The following is a 16,837-nucleotide window of genomic DNA, read 5'->3' on the forward strand; positions in this document are numbered from 1 at the left end:
TTTTACACTTAAAAGAAAGGCTCTAAGTATTCACTTAGAGCCTTTTTATTTCACTTTAAATTAGAATTAGAGTAACTGGTGCTTTGACAACACGACAACGACTTTCTCAATAAGACCACTACGAGAAAAGAGCTGTGAAGCCATTTCATGGTTTAGCGTTAACGATGCAAATGCCTCACTTGTTCCGTCTTTAAACTGAACTTCAATACCCTGTGTTGGCTCATCATTGAGTTGGTAAATAAACGGTACCTGACAGTAAGTAAAAGCCAGTTGCCCAGCCTGAACAATAAAGCTCTGCATTTGTCCTTCAATATTTTGGCAGTCAAAAGTCGCCGCTTTTTGTAAGAACTCTTTAGGACTAAGAAGTGAAGGGTTAATTACAATTGTGCCATCAACGACCTCTAGACCTAGCTCTCCAAAACGAGTAATTACTTCTTCCTTAACTTGCCCTGTCATCCCTGGCTGCTGTGCTCCAGAGTGCTTTGGCGTATGAGAATACGGATCCGTCGGAAACGCACCGTAGTTTTCCGGCGTTTTGTTGAAACCAATACCAGCTCTCACTTTGTAATAGTAATCCGCTAATTTAAGAGTTTCCTGGCTATTAGAGTCCATACTCCAAGCATACTGATAGTTTTCTTGCACAGCTAGCAGCAACTTAGAAACCATATGCCAATAGATACAACCTAAACCTTCATAACCAAACATGGTTCCCGAACGCCCAGTAAAGGCTTTATGGTTGAATACACGCTCATACAAACTAGATACATGACAAAATTCATCATCACTAATTGACGGGTAACCGGCTTTAATTTCATCAATCGCAGCCTGAAGGAAACCTTTGTTTTCAAAGCTTGAATTGAAGTGGTAAGAACCTTTGCTGTCTTGGTTTACTAATCGGTTATCTTTGGCAACAACCATCATGCTTAACAATTTGCTCTGGTCAATGTCTTTAGCGTCTAAATAGTTTTTGTCCATAAAAGAAGCCAGCTCACGGTCAGGGTAAAGCATGAAGCTATTTTGATCAGCACGATACATGTCACTGGCAAACAATTTATCCAACAACTCAACCGCTTGTTTAGGTGATAATAGACCCGAGCTCAATACTGCAACTTGCCCTTCTAGCATAGGGTAAAGCTCTTCAACCATTAAGCTCTCACCAGAACAACTCAAGATGTTATACGCATTGTACAAACCGTCTTCACGCAAGTTGTTTGCAATCGTAGAATCTAGGACTTTTAAGCTCGTGCCCATCAATTGAACAATCGCTTCTTTCTCAACTTTCGTTTTCCCTGAGAATCCATTTACTCGGTACACGCGCTCACGATAATTAGCAGCGGATTTAGCCAGCTTAGTCAGCATTGCTTTACGAGTTTGACGAGTGACCGTATCTTGACGAATCTCTGTATTTGCCTCTGAAACGATCTGTGTAACAGAAGACATCCACTCAAACACTTCTTTGGAAATACTGTATGACGATGGTGACTTCTCTAACAGGCGCTGCATAAAGGCAACATAGCGACGCATGTAGTACAAGGTTACCATTGAGAGGCCGTTGCCAACGATAGCGTTGTTTGCATCATTCCATTCTGGACGTTGTGTATTGAGCCAAATACCACCATCAAGCACTAAGTTACTCAATTTCGCCAACAAAGGGACGAGTATCTTCTCCATTAAGTTGACCATATAAACTTCTTGATCACCCGTCATCAACAAGCGACCGTCACTGCCTAAGCTCTTTACACGTTGCTCTGTCAATTCCTGCAAGTCTTGGTTGAACTCTACGGTATCTTTAGGGTTATCAAAGAGGCCTTGAACTCCACAAAGCTCGTAAGGCACGTTGGCATAACTAAAAATGTCACTCTCTAGTAATTCGATAAGATCGCTTTGCTCAAATTTGTCTGCCAACTCAAGGAATTTTAATAGATAAATGATTTGATGATCGCCCCAGTAACCAATGTTACTCCAAGGATCATCCGCCTCTAACAGCTCCCAATCTACACCATCTTTAGTAATTCGATACGGATTGTAACCATCCACCGTTGAAGCATTAACAAACTTAGAGATGAATGATTTGATGAACCCTGGATAACTAAGAGCCATCGCTTCCCAGTTTTGGAAAATATCACGCCAGTTGCCTTGATAAGAAAGTAAGCGTTCGCCATTTTCATCTTTAAGCTTAATCTCATAGTGGTTCCAAGGGCGACTAGGGTCACCATGACGACGTCCAAAAGTAAGCGGTAGATACTCGTAGCTCAATCGAACTAATTGAGAATCCTCTGTCGCTTTAGCGCGCGAAACTAATTCAGAATGGCTGAAAACATCCCCTAACTGATCAAAAAAGTCTTGATGGCGGCCAGCTACCTGAGAGTTGGCCTTTTCCATAGTTTTAACTACGTCAACCTTTTCTAACATATAGCCGTTTTCAAACACGCCACCACGCATGTTATTGAACAACACATTGGCATAATGGTGAACGCTGGTATTTTCTTCAGCTGTTATTTGCCACGCATCCGCGCCAGACATTAATGTGATCAATTCATCTTGATTATCTGCAACGCTCTTTTCTAAAGCTAGTGCTAGGTTAGCAGGAACAGAGAGCTCAGATTGAAGCTGACAGATATCGGAATGAGTCTTGTCTATATCAGCGACAATCGACCAAACTTTGGTTTGATGTGCTCGCAGCGTCAGAGACTTATGAACTAAATAGCTCCCTCTAACCCCTTTCGTTAAAGGTTCACTTTTAACCGTTCGACCCTTTCTGAACGCATTAACTTGAGCACTCGTCAATAAAATTTGGCTGCTTTCCGTTTCTAAGCTGAAGACTGTCGTCGCTAGCAAAGATTCAGCAGGGTCGGCTCTATCGCTCAATTTCGCGTACATGCTGAACAGAGCTAATGAACTACCATCAACTTGTTCATTCCACTTGTACGCATCAACTAATGCACTTCTTGTTTGAAGAGCTGATAACGGAGCGCCTGAAGGAAGTATATTTTGTAAGCCATCTAGTGCTTCGACTTTACGCTCAAAGCTCGCGAGGTTGGTCAGTTTTGAACGACGAATAAAGCCGTATTTTTCACTCGTATTCCAGCTGTATTGGAACTGTAGTTGCAAAGTATGGTTTATCTCTTCAAATACAATCTTGTCTCCAATCGTATTTTTATAAAGATTGCGTTCAACATCAAAAATACCATCATGGAATGTATTAAACGGTTCCCAAAGTACAACCTTGTCGCCATGTTCAATACGGAAGATGGATTTTGAGCCGGTGTTTTCCGCATTTTCATGAATATGGTCAACAGACTTGTAAGGAAAAAGCGCATTTTCCGGACGAATGCGTCCAGCTGAAAGGCTGCCTGTTGATGAAATAAATAACCAGTGATCGCTCGACGATACAACGCTAATAAAGAATGGCGTCATTTGGTCAACATTAGAGATTTGGTAGTAACGCTCACTATCTAAATCAACGAACTTGCCATCGACCTCTGGTGTTGAGTTGTAGTCTTGTTTCATATCAAAATTCCAAAAAATTCTTACACTTAAACTTTGAAAGCGCTTTCTTTTGCGTTTCAAAAAAGGATTTAAAGTTTACAAATGATGGCAACGAGCAAAATGCTCTTCTGCAATTTGAGTCGGTTCTGGTATTGATTGCGTGCAAAGTTTATCGGCTTTCAGACAACGGCTTGCGAACGGGCAGCCCACGCTACTTGGTTTCCAAGAAGGGATATCGCCTTTTTTCACGTTCATGTCACGCTTGCCCGATTTCCCGACTTCTGGCACTGCTGACAACAACAGCTGAGAATACGGATGTTGTGGGTTCTGAGTGACGTTGTCGCTATTGCCCCATTCGACCATATGTCCTACATACATCACCGCCGTTTTCTCAGCAAAATAACGCGCTGTCGCAATGTCATGAGTGATGTACATGAAGGAAATACCATGCTTATCCTTCAAGTCAGCCATTAGGTTTAAGATTCCTAACCGCACAGACACATCAAGCATAGAGATAGGTTCATCAGCTAGGATAACTTCAGGGCTAACAGCAATTGCGCGTGCAATTGCGACACGCTGTCGTTGTCCACCACTTAGTTCATGGGGGTACTTCTCTGCGGTCTCTTTAACTGGTGTAAGCCCAACCATTTCAAGCAATTCATAAACGAGGTTCGGAATCGCTTCTTTTTCTGCTCGTTTATGGATAAGTAATGGTCGCGCAATATGGTGGTAAATCGTATGTACAGGATTCAACGAGCCAAACGGGTCTTGAAAAATCATTTGCACTTGGCGTGCATATTCAAGCTCACCATATTTTTCAATATAGTCAGACAGAGGCTCACCTTTGAATTCGATATCTCCAGCCGTCTTATCGTAAATTCGGGTAAGAATTCGAGCTCCTGTGCTTTTCCCTGAGCCAGATTCGCCAACAATCGCTAATGCTTCTCCTTTACGAAGATCAAATGAAACATCATTTACGGCTCGCATCATATTGCTTTTGACTGACTGACCAAGTGGGAAATCTTTTACCAAATTCTTAACTGATAAGATAACTTCGCTTTTATCAACGTTCTTTAAAGTATTCATAATCTTTCGCTCAAACTAGGTGACAAGATACGTGATGCCCAGTCGCAATAGCGCCCAAACGAGGCTCACTTTTAATGCACATTGAAATGCATTCGCCACATCGCTCTTGGAAGTTGCATCCTTGAGGTGTATCCAAAAGGTTGACAGGATTCCCAGGGATCCCGTAGAGACGTTCCTTTGGCCCATGAATAGTCGGGAATGAAGAGATAAGCCCTTTTGTATAAGGGTGCTTAGGTTCACTAAATACCGTTTTCGCATCACCTAATTCAATAAGGTTACCCGCATACATCACGCCAATTCGATCAGCAATTTCGCCCATGAGGCTTAAGTCGTGACTAATAAACAGAATAGAGAAGCCAAACTTACTCTTAAGCTCATACAGTTCATTCAAGATTTCACGTTCAACCACTACATCAAGTGCCGTTGTTGGCTCGTCCATGATGATCAGTTTAGGTTCCAGCGCCAAAGCAATCGCAATAACAACTCGCTGACGCATACCTCCACTCAGTTGATGGGGAAAGCTCGACATTCTGTCGCCATGAATCCCAACCGTTCCTAACAGCTCGACCGCACGATCGTGAGCCTGTTTATAAGGTATTTTTCTGTGCGCTAGAATAACGTCCGTTAGCTGCTCACCGATGGTAATGACAGGGTTAAGTGAGTTCATTGCGCTTTGAAAAACAATAGAAACGTCATTCCAACGGAAGTCACGTAACTGCTTGTTATTCATCTTTAAAACATCCTGCCCTTTGTAGAGTATTTCACCCTCAGAGATAAGCGCTGGTGCTTTGTGTAGGCGTGATATAGCAAAAGCCAATGTACTTTTACCGCAACCAGACTCACCGGCAATACCGAGCGTTTCACCGGGCGCAATGGAAATACTAACGTCATTAACGGCTCTTGCTACGCCATTAGGAGAAACGTAATCAACACACAGATTATTAATTTCTAATAGATTGCTCATTATAGGCCTCGGCGTTTATCTGCTTCTTTTTTAAGTTTGTGCCACAGTTTGATGTGTGGGCCCGTACGTAATTTAGGGTTGCTCACTTGGTCAATGGACATGTTAATCAATGCGAGTCCACCACCAGTAATCGCTAACGCCAATGCAGGAACCAGCATTTCCCACCACGCACCGGTATATAACGATGAAGAGGTCTGTGCCCAATACAGCATAGAGCCCCAACTCACTTCTGTTGCATCACCTAAACCTAAAATACCTAGACCAGCTTCAGAGCCCATTGCGTAGATAACCGTGCCTAGAAAGCCGCCAAAAACAATCGAAACTAAGTTTGGTAAGATCTCTACTAAAATAATACGGATTTTTGATTCACCCATAACTTCTGCAGAAATGATGAATTCTTTGCTTCTAATTGCCATGGTCTGTGCACGAATCACCCTAGCTCCCCAAGGCCAGGAGGTTATTCCTAACAACACGGTAATAACCAGCGAACCGACCTGCCCTAAGAATGCGGCGAGAACAATCAGCAAGGGCAACTGTGGAAACACAAGAAATACGTTAGTAACGAAGTTCAAGCGTTCATCGACTTTTCCACCAAAGTAACCAGATGAAACCCCGACGAGCACTGCTATTGTCATCGCGATTACGCCCGCAGAGATCGCAACAGTAAGCGACTTTCTTGCTCCAAATAGAACCTGGCTATATACATCACGCCCGCTACGAGTAGTGCCCATAATATGCTCAGAACTTGGTGCAATATGTGGACGTGCAACGCGCTTTTCTGGATTATGAGTCGATAATACAGGCGCAAATAACGCCCCAGCTAAAACAATCGTAAGTAAAAAAGTACCTATAATGGCCGGAGGGTTACCGTAGAAAAATGCGTAAGCTTTACCGAGAGTTTTCTTTACGTTTTTCCACGACCATTTTGGCTCACGTACTGGCATATTAGGCTGGTTAGCGGTTTTTTGAGTATCCATTAAATTATCCATCATGCGCCTCAATTCGAGATTCTAGGGTCAAGCCAGACATATAGGAGGTCGGCAATAAAGTTAGCGGTCAGTACCGCTGTCACCAAAATAAGAAGAATGGCTTGGATAAGTGGGTAATCACGAGCAACTATGCCTTTAAGAAGGATGTTCCCCAAGCCTTGGTAGTTAAAAACCACTTCGGTCATGATGGAGCCTGCGAATGAGAATCCGATTGCCATTGCAATAGCGGTCGCAACAGGAAGGATGGCATTTCGACCAGCATAGCGAGACATAACACGATAACTACTCAAGCCTTTGGCCTCAGCCATCGTTACGTAATCTTCACCCAACACATTGATCATCGCATTACGCATATTGAAGACCCATGTTGCGATCCCAACTAAGACCATCGAGCCCATAGGCAACACTGCGTGTTTAGCCACACTGGAAATAAACTCCCATGTAAAACCTGGCTCTAGCGATGGGTCATAGGTGTATGCCAGAGGCAATAGTTCAAGTTTTAGGCCGAAGAAATAGAACAACAGTAACGCGGTCACGATGTACGGGAAGTTACTAATAAATGCCAGAACTGGCGGAACAATTTGTCCAAATAGCCCTTCACGTCGATACGATGCATACGTACCAATACTGACACCAATGATAAGAGCAACAATCAGCGAACCAAGCGCTAGGAACATAGTCCACGGCAGTGCCATAGCAAGGACATCTGAAACACTTACAGGAAACATAAGCACTGAAGGTCCCAGATCAAGAGTGAATACGCTTTTCATATACGCGAAGTATTGTTCGAAAACATTGCCATCAACAAAACCGTACATTTCACGAACAGCATCCATTTGAGCAGGATCCATTCGACCTTGAGCTGCAGCGAAAAGAGCATCAACAGGATCTCCTGGCATTAGGCGAGGCAACATGAAATTAAACGAGATAGCGATTAAGAAAGCGGTAAAATAGAAGCCAAATCGGCGAATTAAAAACGACATAAAAATCTTTTAACCTAGGGGCTACAACCTAAGCTGTAGCCCTCTCAAAAATAACTTACTTAAGGTGTAGATTGTTGAGAATTATTACTCTCTTACCACCGTCGTACCATACTGGCTGTACGTATGGGTCTTTTTCACTTGGCCAACCAACAATATGTTTAGTACTGTATTGGAACCAAGTTGGGTTAGAAAATAGAGGGATAAAGGGAAGGTTTTCAGCCGTAAACTCCTGAAGTTCACTCAACACTTTCTCTTGCTGCTCTGCATCACCAATTTTGCCGAAGCTGTCGATCAATGCGTCGATTTCTGGTGAATTAACACCGTGACCAGCATGCCAAGTTTTTCCGATTCGAGACGTTGAGAAGTACTCTTGGTACGCCAAGATTGGATTTGTCGCTACCATTGACCAGTTAATTGACATGGTATATTTGCTTTCTTTCAAATTGCTGTCATATACCGCCCAATCCACGGTCTTAACGTTTGCTTTCACACCCACTTCTTCAAAGTATTCAGATACCATCTGAACCACTTGGATCCAGTCGGTCCAACCGTTTACAACCTCGATATCAAACTCAACCGTTTCCCCGTTTGCTTTGTCGCGGAATCCATCACCGTTTTTGTCAACTAAGCCAGCTTCATCAAGTAAAGCGTTTGCTCTTTCAACATCGTACTTAGTTAGATAGCCATATTTCTTAGATACATTTTTATCAATGTGCGTTTCGTATAGCTCACCGATGCCACCAGCATTGAAGTTTGCAGTCGGATAACCGTAGGCAGCAATATCAACGATAGTTTCACGATCAAGAGCCATAGAAAGTGCTTGTCGTACTCTTAGGTCATCAAATGGCGCTTCTTTGGTATTTACATAAAGGTGGATCGCATCATTCGCTGGATACCAAAAATGGTTATTTTCTTTATCCATATCGACAAATGTTGACTCAACGTCAGCAATAAAATTTGAACCCCAATCAATCTCACCTTTGATTAAGGCAGGTTGGATCTGAGAGTTGTCATTGTAAGAACGGAAGTTGATGCAATCTAAATAAGGTCTATTTTCTAAATAGTAATTTGGGTTTCGGCACAGCTCCATCTGTTGCGGTTTAATGTATTTAACCGTCGTCATTGGGCCACTACCTACCGGGTTAAGGTTGGTAAACGTTGTCAGCTCTTCAACTTTCGACCAAATATGCTTTGGTACAATATGGTAACGCTCTAAGTTCCAAGCAAATGTAGAATCCGCTTCCGTCAGCTCAAACAAGACGGTTCGCGCGTCAATAGATTTGATTTCTTTTAAATTACCTGAAGACCAAATACCTTTCTGGTCAAAAGCTGGTGCCTCTTTAGTCAACATAAAGCTAAAAACAACGTCGTCTGCAGTTAACTTTGAACCATCAGACCACTTCAAATTCTCTCGTAACTTAAGCGTCAATGTTTTCAGGTCAGTTGAATACTCAACCGACTCAGCCAGGCGATAATCAACATCACCTGTCATGTTGTTGAATACGACCAATGGCTCAAACATTACCCCATGCAGCAAGTCTTTAGTTGTATAAGGGTTAAAGTTTTCAACAAAGCCAGTATTGATAATTGGCACCGTTAGTGTGCCACCCTGCTTAACTTCATCTGCTTGTACAGAGGCTCCGAATAAAGCTCCAATGGCGAGCGAAGCAATCAATGTCTTTTTGTGCATCACGTTGTCCTTTTAATGATAATAACCAGAAAGAAAGCGCTTTCTTTTAACTTTAAAAAAAGGGGGTGTTTTCGTATTCACTATCGGCAACTCGCATCAAGAAACCGCTTTCTTTAGATGGATAATAAGCCGATAGAATGATTCTTCAACTTACATTTCGATGAAACGAACCATAGATCACAAATTTAGAATAGATTGAGAATAGAAATACACAACAGTGCCATTCGTCACATTAATTGTTCTCTAACACAAAAAATAATTTAAAAACAATAAGTTAAGATTCACTAATAGTGCCCCCATCGTCTTTCCTAATCGTCGAACCTCTAACCCATCAATGAACTTATGTGCTTTCTTTAAAATAGCCTTTCCGTCGCGATTCTCAACATACATAGACTGTATCTATGTATGATTCTCTCAAAAACAAAAGAAAGCGCTTTCTTTAGCGCTAAACCTATGTCAGCATACCAGTCATAAAATGTAAGTTCCCCCTTAGGACAACTATGTTTAACTTTTGGAATGGCAATAAATCAGGTAAAAGACAGCACTATGAGTTGGAGCTAATTCATAGCTTGTTGAATTGGGATCCGAACGAACCTATTGTCGTTCACAGCGATAATACAGACTTTCCAAGAGCTGAGGATGAAGGAAATATATTCCGCAAGAATTATGATGTACTCGTCACGGTGGCGGGAAACCGTAAATTTGCTGATAAGCCTGCAATCAAACTCAACTCTCCAATTTGTAAAGGCTTATTAGGACACCGTATCCTGATAATTAGGGAACAAGATCAACCCACATTCCATAATATCAACAGCAATAAATTGAAATCACTTATCGCTGGAATTCCTGCGACATGGGCTGATGCTGAGCTGTTTAGAGAAAATGGATATCGAGTACTAGAGCAAGGAACGTTACCAGAGATTCTTAAACTTCTCTCAGATAAAAAATGTGATTATGTGTCACTCGGAGCAAATGAAGTTGAAAGCATATACCAAGAACATACCTATTCCCTGGATGGGTTAGTCATAGAAAAAAGTATTGTGCTTTATTACCCTCTTCCACTGGTCTTCTATGTCCACCCAAACAAGGCTCAACTGGCTCAATTACTTGAGGACAAACTGCAAGACTACAAACTCAGTGGTGATTTCGAGCTATTGTTTAACCAACATTTCGGGGACGTAGTGAGATCCATTGGATTAGAACATCGCAAAGCTATTAACCTCGTAAATAAGGACCTACCGCCAGAGCTAAGGTCATTTAACTCTCAATTCATCTCGTGATTATAAATAGAGGAGACTTAAAACAATGCACCTAGATTTACAACATTAGGTGCATCTGCTTTATGCTCCTAATGTCGATATCATCAAACCATAGGCAAGATAACTAACGGCTTGCTTTTACATATAGCGGTGGATACTCAAGTCATCAGTTTTTATATCACTAGCAGAGCCACTGACCACGCTTGCCAAGATCTTTCCTGAGCCACATGCCATTGTCCAACCTAGAGTTCCATGGCCTGTATTGGTAAATAGATTCTTGATAGGCGTCTCGCCGATTATAGGCGTACCATCCGGAGTCATCGGTCTTAACCCTGTCCAGTATTCTGCCTTAGAGAAATCCCCCGCCTGTGGGAAAAGATCTTTTATCACCATATCAATCGTGGCTTTACGTTTTTCAGGAATAAGATAATTGAAGCCAGCAAGCTCTGCCGTACCAGCAATGCGAATACGATCATCAAATCGCGTCATCGCTACCTTGTAGGTTTCATCCATAACAGTCGAGGTTGGTGACTTATCTGCATTCACGATCGGTAGTGTTAACGAATACCCTTTGACTGGATAAACCGGGATTGATAAATCCACTTGCTTGAGCAATTCACGAGAGTAGCTTCCCGAAGCTACCACATAAGCGTCCGCTTTGAATTCACCTTGAGTTGTCGTAATGCTCTTTATGGTTTGGTTCTGATGATTCAAACTTACCACTTCAGTATCAAACACGAACCTAACACCAAGTTGCTTGGCCTTCTCAGTCAGCGCTAAACAGAACTGATGACAATCACCGGTTTCATCATTAGGTAAGTATAAGCCGCCCACCAGCTTGTCTTTAACATCCGCTAAACCCGACTCCACTGACAGACACTGTTGAACATCAAACAGTGAGTGTTTGATTCCACTCTCTGTTAATAGCTTCATATCCTGCTGAATCGCATCGAGTTGCTTCTCGCTTCGGAATACTTGCAAGGTGCCTTTCTGCCTGCCCTCATAAGCCAAATCTTCACTGATTCTTAGATGAGTGAGACACTCTCGACTGAAGTTTGCCACTCTTAACATGCGTGACTTATTCACGGCGTACTTGGCTTCATTACAGTTGGCCAACATCTTAGTCGCCCAAGCCACTAATTCCGGAGAAAGTGACGGTTTCACCTTTAAGGGAGCGTGCTCTTGGGTAAGCCATTTCATTGCTTTCAACGGAATCCCAGGCGCCGCCCATGGTGAAGAATAACCGTAAGAAATCTGCCCTGCATTCGCAAAGCTGGTTTCCTTACCACTACTATCTTGACGCTCAATAACCGTCACCGAGTGGCCCTCTTTCGCCAGATACCAAGCACTGGTCAACCCAATAACACCGCTGCCAATTACAATTACTTCCATTCTCTTCCCCTAATGCCCGACACAGCAAAACATGTCGAACACAGCTGTCTGTTTCAAACTACCTTCGTTAATAATTTGTAACTTATTCAGCACACGTTGACTTAACAATGCATACAGTGTTGATAAAAAGTCAATTCAGTCGTAAATCGGGAGAATGAATATGGGAAGTGTGATGTTGGATGGTTATAAAGCTTTCAAGGGATCGGTTTATTACTAAGAGAAAGCCCTCTACGAGGATAGGAATACTGAACTATCGCGGAATGAAGTTAGGTGATGTGATTATGTGCACCAACCTACTTCAATCTAAATATTATGGGCGTCGTGGCTCAAGAATGTGGCGTTCTCGATGAGAAAGTCTAAAAAGGTTTCGGCTTGCAATGATAGCCCGCGGCCTTTGAGAGATTGAACTTTCACCGTCGCCTTCGATAGCATCTCCAACTCGGTCGCCACCACTTCAATCTGCCCTGACTTTATCTCATCGATCACGGTGAGCTTGGGCATAAAGGTTACGCCCAACCCAGCCGAAACGAAGTTAGTTAGCGCGGTAACCGAGTTAGTTTGAAGCTTAGGTTGCAAAGTGAGATGAGAGTTTTGTTCAGCCTGCTTTACTAACCTCCCCATACCTGTCGAGTTGTCGATCAAAGCAACAGAGGCCTCTCTAACATCTTGCAGTGCCACAGGCGCTTCTTTCATCGTAAGGAAGTGCCCCTTCGGAGCAATCAATTCGAGCGGATGGCTACGTTCAACATGGGAGTGCAGTTTAGGATGAGGTGCAGACGCATAGGTGATCGCGAAATCTATCTGTTGATCTTCTAACATTTTCACGGCATCCAATGCACCTGCAATTTCAATCGATAAATTGATATCAGGGTATCGAGCCATGAAGGTTTGCATCGGTTTAGAAACCAAGTTAGTGATAAAACCTTCCCCAATCGCAATGCTAACGTTACCGCCCTTGAGGTTTTTCAACTTAGTTAGACGAGCCAGTACCGCCGTTTCACTACGAACTATGGAACGGTAGTAATTCAACAGTTCATTACCTGCTTCGGTTAACAGTGATTGGCGGTTGTTGCGCTCCCATACTTTCATTTCCGCTTGCGCTTCTAACTGTGTCAGCATTCTGCTCATCGCGGCAGGGTCAACATTCATCATCTTAGATGCCTTACGTAACGACCCATATTTCGATAAAGCATTAAGGTATTCCAGCGCGCGGATATTAAAGTGGTGCATTCAACTTCCTTGTGATTCAACTGACACTTGATCAAGCGTCTCACAAATTTGCTGCGAACATATATCCCAATTTATCAAGATCATAATTGCTCTTACTAACTTGTGCACCGAGTCACTTCAAGGCACTACATCAAAGGCTGATATACGTGTTTTAGTTTGCTGTCGATAATACAAAGGCGACAACTTTCGTCATCACCTTTGTGGTCATGAATCAGATGCTAGTCTCAAGCAGTTAACAATCCGTCACTTCACTTACAGGCCAACAAAGAAACTGATCACTAGCGCGTTGATCAAATCAACAAAGAATCCACACACTAATGGCACCACAATGAATGCTTGTGGGCTTGCGCCATAGCGATGAGTTACCGCTGTCATGTTAACAATCGCAGTTGCTGTTGAACCTAGAGTGATACCACCGAAACCAGAACATATCACCACGGAGTCGTAGTTTCTTCCCATCAAGTAATAAACAACGAAGATAGTAAACAGTAGTGAAAGTAGAATCTGGATACTCATGACCACAGAGATGTAGCCAAACAGCCCGTCAAGATCCCAGATTCGTAGTCCCATCAAAGCCATGGTTAAGAACATGCCTAAGCAGATGTCAGAGATCATCGCTAAACCTTTGCGACCTTGAGCAATTTTCTCTTGTGTACGGCGCTTCCTGAACAGAGCCCTACCAACGTTTCCGATTAAGATACCCGCGATCAAACAGCTAACGAATAACGGCAGTTTCAAACCCATTGATTCGATAACTTCACTCAAGCTATAACCTAGCATCAGCGTCAGATTTAGAATCAACCATGCCCATAGAACGCCGTAGTGGCTTAGCTCTGTTTTTGTTTCACTCTCTTGGAATGCACCAACGGTGACCTCTTCTTCATTAGAAGGACTTACTTTGTGTTTATTGAGTAGGTAGTTAGCAATTGGACCACCAATCACACACGCCGCTATCAAACCAACTGTGTTGGAAGCCACACCAAGTTCTAGCGCGTTAGCAATACCAAACTCTTCAACAAACATTGGCGCCCAAGCTAGTGTCGTACCCACACCGCCAATCAGACTGATAGAACCTGACAACAAACCCGCTTTCGCATCCATACCAAAACCCGACGCGACAGCCATGCCAACTAAGTTTTGAAGGACAATAAAAGCCGAAGCCAGACAGAGCAGGATGAACAACGGTCGCCCACCTTTTACCAGCGTCTTAATATCCGCTTGAAGCCCAATACCAGCAAAAAAGTAAAGTAGCAAAAAATCTCTGACATCAAGGCTAAAGGTGATCTGGATTTCAAATAGATAGTAAAGCGCCGCTACGGTAGCGGCACAAACAAAGCCACCAATAACTGGCTCTGGCAGAGAGTACTTCCTTAATACTTCAGAGCGCTCGATTAAACCTTTACCAATAAACAGTAATGAGATCGCAATAGTAAAGGAGAGCATTGGAGAAACAAGGGTTTCTGTCATGATGCTATAGATTCCTAAAAGTTAAGATTATTCAAAATGTTGCTTACTCTTAATCTTGTAGATCCAGACCAAGAAATCAAGCGTTTATCGGTGACATCAATCGCTAATCTGGATCAATGTGTTTCAACATAAACAGAGAAAATGCCATCACGAAAAGGGATTTGAAAAGGCGACGTCATGGAAGGAGGCAGATTACGTGAATATAGGAGCTCTAAAACGAGAAAACCCCAGCATTTCTGCTAGGGTTTTGAATAGTGGTGGAAGGATGGGGATTTGAACCCCAGATACGCTATAAACGTATACTCGCTTTCCAGGCGAGCGCCTTAAGCCACTCAGCCATCCTTCCACAAATTGTGTATTGAGCATGTCACTAAACGAGGCGCTACTTTATTGATTCTGCTTGCTTTGGTCAAGGGGCATTCTCAAAAAAAGTGCCTTTTTCGGTTTGTTCGATTACAAATTAACTCATTAGATCAAAAACAAACCAAATTTCATTCTTACGCTGCACTTACTAAGGCTAGCGCATTTTAACCGCAGACTCTAAAAGCACTGAGCGGTATTCATCATTCAGTGCTGCATTCTTCTTTTTCTTTCGAGCCATACTCATCTTTTGGGTTGTATCAAACTTAAACAAGTTGAGGGCTATTTTCCTTAACGCATTAAAAGCCAACGCACCATTTCCTTTTCTAATTCGGCATTCATCTTCTCTGAAGGTCATGTCTAACATCCAGTGCATACTCTCTACTTGCCAATGACCACGGACAGCTTTAAGTGCTTGTTCTGCATCTAATTCCAGTGAACTGATATACCAACGAGTCTCTTTGCTAACCTTGCATGTTATGGAGTGCTCGACCTCAGAAGTGATTTTAATAATGCTTCTAAGTCCCTCCCAATGATATTGTTTAGTCAGCCATTCTTTATCAACCACAAGGTGCTCACAGTGTCGCGTCTCGATTCGACCATGTCCTGCGTCTACATCCGTGTGTTGAGCATAGTTCTTCTCGGTGAATTGCTCTCGACACGCCTTATGCCACCAAGCTTCTAGCTCTGCCTGCATCGTTGAGTGATTCCCTTTTAGGGCCAAGACATAGTCCGCTTTGCTTTGAACTATTTGTTTGGCAATCTTGCGCTGACAACCCATCGCATCGAGTGTGATGATGCAGTTCTCTATATCAAGTAAGGTTAACAATTTAGGAATAGCGGTTATTTCATTGCTTTTATCGTCAACGGCGGCCTGACCTAAAACAAGTTGGTTGGAGCAACTCCACGCACTCACCGAATGAAGCGGATTTTTCTTCCGCGAGTATCGAAAGAGTGGCGTGCTGTTTTGCCATCTACGGCAATGATATCAGTGCCTGTCGTTTGAACTAGCGTCTTCATCCACGACTGAAACGCTTGCTCAATCTCATCTGCTCTGAGTTTGGTGATAACTCTTGCAATTGTATCGTGACGAGGGATGCCATTGAGGAATGGACGGTATTTACGAAGCCAATCTAAACGATTATGGCCGAAATCTTCGATGTCCTCCCAGCCCTCCGCGCCAGAAATCACCGCACTAATAGCAAGTAAAAGAATATCTAAGAGTTGGTGTTTTTTACATCGTTCAATGCGAGGGTCAACGATGTTTTCGAAATGCTCTAGAAACGAATCAGACATGGAAAAGACTCTAAATGGATAATAGTTACCAGATCTGATCCCTTAAATTAGGAAAAGTTCAAATTTATAATGATCTTGCCTTACTGCACTTACGCTTGTTGCTTTTCTTAAGCTTGTTGATAGTAGCCCGGAACTCGAAACCATTTACGACACATATCGAGGAAGTAGCCGTAAAGTACGCCCATACCGCACGAGATAACGGCATTACTGGTGACAGCCGTAACGATCTGCTCGCCTGAAGCACCCACTGCCAACAAAATACCCGCATACACAGGAGACTGAAATAACACGTATGCTATCAAGTCAGACAAGTTTTTCATCAATGAGCTTTGTGAAAGTTTTGCACCATTGCGCAAGAACCAATCACGAAAAACGCCATAAGGCCAAGCGATAGCAATGTTTACAGGAATAGATAACGTTCGAGAAGCAAGAGATTGCTCAAACGTCATACCAGAAATAAACACTTCTACGATCATGCCAGAAATAAAACAGAAAACGACCATAGCAAATGTATCCGCAGCTGCGTTTCGAATACAAAATGGACCACGAGACTTCATTGACGACAAACCTAAAATATATCACTGCTTAATTAGTGATTTAGTAACATATAAACAAGGCACATTTGCACCTCA

Annotated in this window: 11 protein-coding genes, 1 tRNA gene and 1 pseudogene; 1 reads left to right on the forward strand and 12 read right to left on the reverse strand. The window is 42.8% G+C overall.

Translation table 11 applies throughout. The features are described from left to right. Nucleotides 1-66: 66 nt before the first annotated feature. From BCU34_RS08130 to BCU34_RS08155, 6 genes are all read right to left on the reverse strand, one after another. Entirely contained in the window at nt 67-3,510 is a 3,444-nt protein-coding gene (locus BCU34_RS08130; protein WP_102479778.1) for a hypothetical protein, read from the reverse strand. A gap of 75 nt (nt 3,511-3,585) precedes the next feature. Next, nucleotides 3,586-4,575 carry an ABC transporter ATP-binding protein gene (locus BCU34_RS08135; protein WP_061018419.1) on the reverse strand — a complete coding sequence of 330 codons (990 nt, stop codon included), beginning with the start codon at nt 4,573-4,575 and terminating at the stop codon, nt 3,586-3,588. 10 nt (nt 4,576-4,585) lie between these two features. Next, on the reverse strand, nt 4,586-5,539 hold the full coding sequence (locus BCU34_RS08140; RefSeq protein WP_048659634.1) for an ABC transporter ATP-binding protein: 954 nt from the start codon (nt 5,537-5,539) through the stop codon (nt 4,586-4,588). Beyond that, on the reverse strand, nt 5,539-6,516 hold the full coding sequence (locus tag BCU34_RS08145) for an ABC transporter permease (RefSeq protein WP_375071302.1): 978 nt from the start codon (nt 6,514-6,516) through the stop codon (nt 5,539-5,541). The genes BCU34_RS08140 and BCU34_RS08145 overlap by 1 nt, the downstream gene beginning before the upstream one ends. 20 nt (nt 6,517-6,536) lie before the next feature. Beyond that, nucleotides 6,537-7,511: an ABC transporter permease gene (locus tag BCU34_RS08150; RefSeq protein WP_017071753.1), complete on the reverse strand. Its 975-nt coding sequence runs from the start codon at nt 7,509-7,511 to the stop codon at nt 6,537-6,539. Between the two features lie 55 nt (nt 7,512-7,566). Next, entirely contained in the window at nt 7,567-9,201 is a 1,635-nt protein-coding gene (locus tag BCU34_RS08155; protein ID WP_102432915.1) for an ABC transporter substrate-binding protein, read from the reverse strand. A gap of 500 nt (nt 9,202-9,701) precedes the next feature. Here BCU34_RS08155 and BCU34_RS08160 point away from each other — a divergent pair, with 500 nt between their 5' ends. Further along, a complete protein-coding gene (locus BCU34_RS08160) occupies nt 9,702-10,481 on the forward strand; it encodes an ABC transporter substrate-binding protein (RefSeq protein WP_102479776.1) in 780 nt (259 codons plus the stop codon). Nucleotides 10,482-10,598: 117 nt separating this feature from the next. Here BCU34_RS08160 and BCU34_RS08165 read toward each other — a convergent pair whose 3' ends face one another. The 6 genes and pseudogenes from BCU34_RS08165 to BCU34_RS08190 all read right to left on the reverse strand — a co-directional run bounded on the left by BCU34_RS08165 (nt 10,599) and on the right by BCU34_RS08190 (nt 16,762). Then, nucleotides 10,599-11,852 carry a D-amino acid dehydrogenase gene (locus tag BCU34_RS08165; RefSeq protein ID WP_102479775.1) on the reverse strand — a complete coding sequence of 418 codons (1,254 nt, stop codon included), beginning with the start codon at nt 11,850-11,852 and terminating at the stop codon, nt 10,599-10,601. Nucleotides 11,853-12,155: 303 nt separating this feature from the next. Then, complete coding sequence (locus BCU34_RS08170) at nt 12,156-13,082, reverse strand: LysR family transcriptional regulator (protein WP_102479774.1); 927 nt, start codon at nt 13,080-13,082, stop codon at nt 12,156-12,158. 252 nt (nt 13,083-13,334) lie between these two features. Next, a complete protein-coding gene (gene gltS, locus BCU34_RS08175; RefSeq protein ID WP_048659641.1) occupies nt 13,335-14,549 on the reverse strand; it encodes a sodium/glutamate symporter in 1,215 nt (404 codons plus the stop codon). A 255-nt stretch (nt 14,550-14,804) separates the two neighbouring features. Continuing rightward, a tRNA-Ser gene (locus BCU34_RS08180) sits at nt 14,805-14,895 on the reverse strand. Between the two features lie 171 nt (nt 14,896-15,066). Further along, nucleotides 15,067-16,205: pseudogene (locus BCU34_RS08185) on the reverse strand (ISAs1 family transposase). Nucleotides 16,206-16,312: 107 nt separating this feature from the next. Beyond that, nucleotides 16,313-16,762, reverse strand: coding sequence for an L-alanine exporter AlaE (locus BCU34_RS08190; protein WP_102480699.1), 450 nt, complete (start codon nt 16,760-16,762; stop codon nt 16,313-16,315). Nucleotides 16,763-16,837 lie beyond the last annotated feature (75 nt).

It is taken from the genome of Vibrio sp. 10N.286.45.E10, assembly GCF_002874195.2.
Lineage (GTDB): Bacteria > Pseudomonadota > Gammaproteobacteria > Enterobacterales > Vibrionaceae > Vibrio > Vibrio crassostreae.

What these genes read in the sequence shown, in the direction of transcription:
- BCU34_RS08130 (WP_102479778.1), bottom strand. Translation starts at nt 3,510, where the DNA reads ATGAAACAAGACTACAACTCAACACCAGAGGTCGATGGCAAGTTCGTT.
- BCU34_RS08135 (WP_061018419.1), bottom strand. Translation starts at nt 4,575, where the DNA reads ATGAATACTTTAAAGAACGTTGATAAAAGCGAAGTTATCTTATCAGTT.
- BCU34_RS08140 (WP_048659634.1), bottom strand. Translation starts at nt 5,539, where the DNA reads ATGAGCAATCTATTAGAAATTAATAATCTGTGTGTTGATTACGTTTCT.
- BCU34_RS08145 (WP_375071302.1), bottom strand. Translation starts at nt 6,516, where the DNA reads ATGGATACTCAAAAAACCGCTAACCAGCCTAATATGCCAGTACGTGAG.
- BCU34_RS08150 (WP_017071753.1), bottom strand. Translation starts at nt 7,511, where the DNA reads ATGTCGTTTTTAATTCGCCGATTTGGCTTCTATTTTACCGCTTTCTTA.
- BCU34_RS08155 (WP_102432915.1), bottom strand. Translation starts at nt 9,201, where the DNA reads ATGCACAAAAAGACATTGATTGCTTCGCTCGCCATTGGAGCTTTATTC.
- BCU34_RS08160 (WP_102479776.1), top strand. Translation starts at nt 9,702, where the DNA reads ATGTTTAACTTTTGGAATGGCAATAAATCAGGTAAAAGACAGCACTAT.
- BCU34_RS08165 (WP_102479775.1), bottom strand. Translation starts at nt 11,852, where the DNA reads ATGGAAGTAATTGTAATTGGCAGCGGTGTTATTGGGTTGACCAGTGCT.
- BCU34_RS08170 (WP_102479774.1), bottom strand. Translation starts at nt 13,082, where the DNA reads ATGCACCACTTTAATATCCGCGCGCTGGAATACCTTAATGCTTTATCG.
- gltS (WP_048659641.1), bottom strand. Translation starts at nt 14,549, where the DNA reads ATGACAGAAACCCTTGTTTCTCCAATGCTCTCCTTTACTATTGCGATC.
- BCU34_RS08190 (WP_102480699.1), bottom strand. Translation starts at nt 16,762, where the DNA reads ATGAAGTCTCGTGGTCCATTTTGTATTCGAAACGCAGCTGCGGATACA.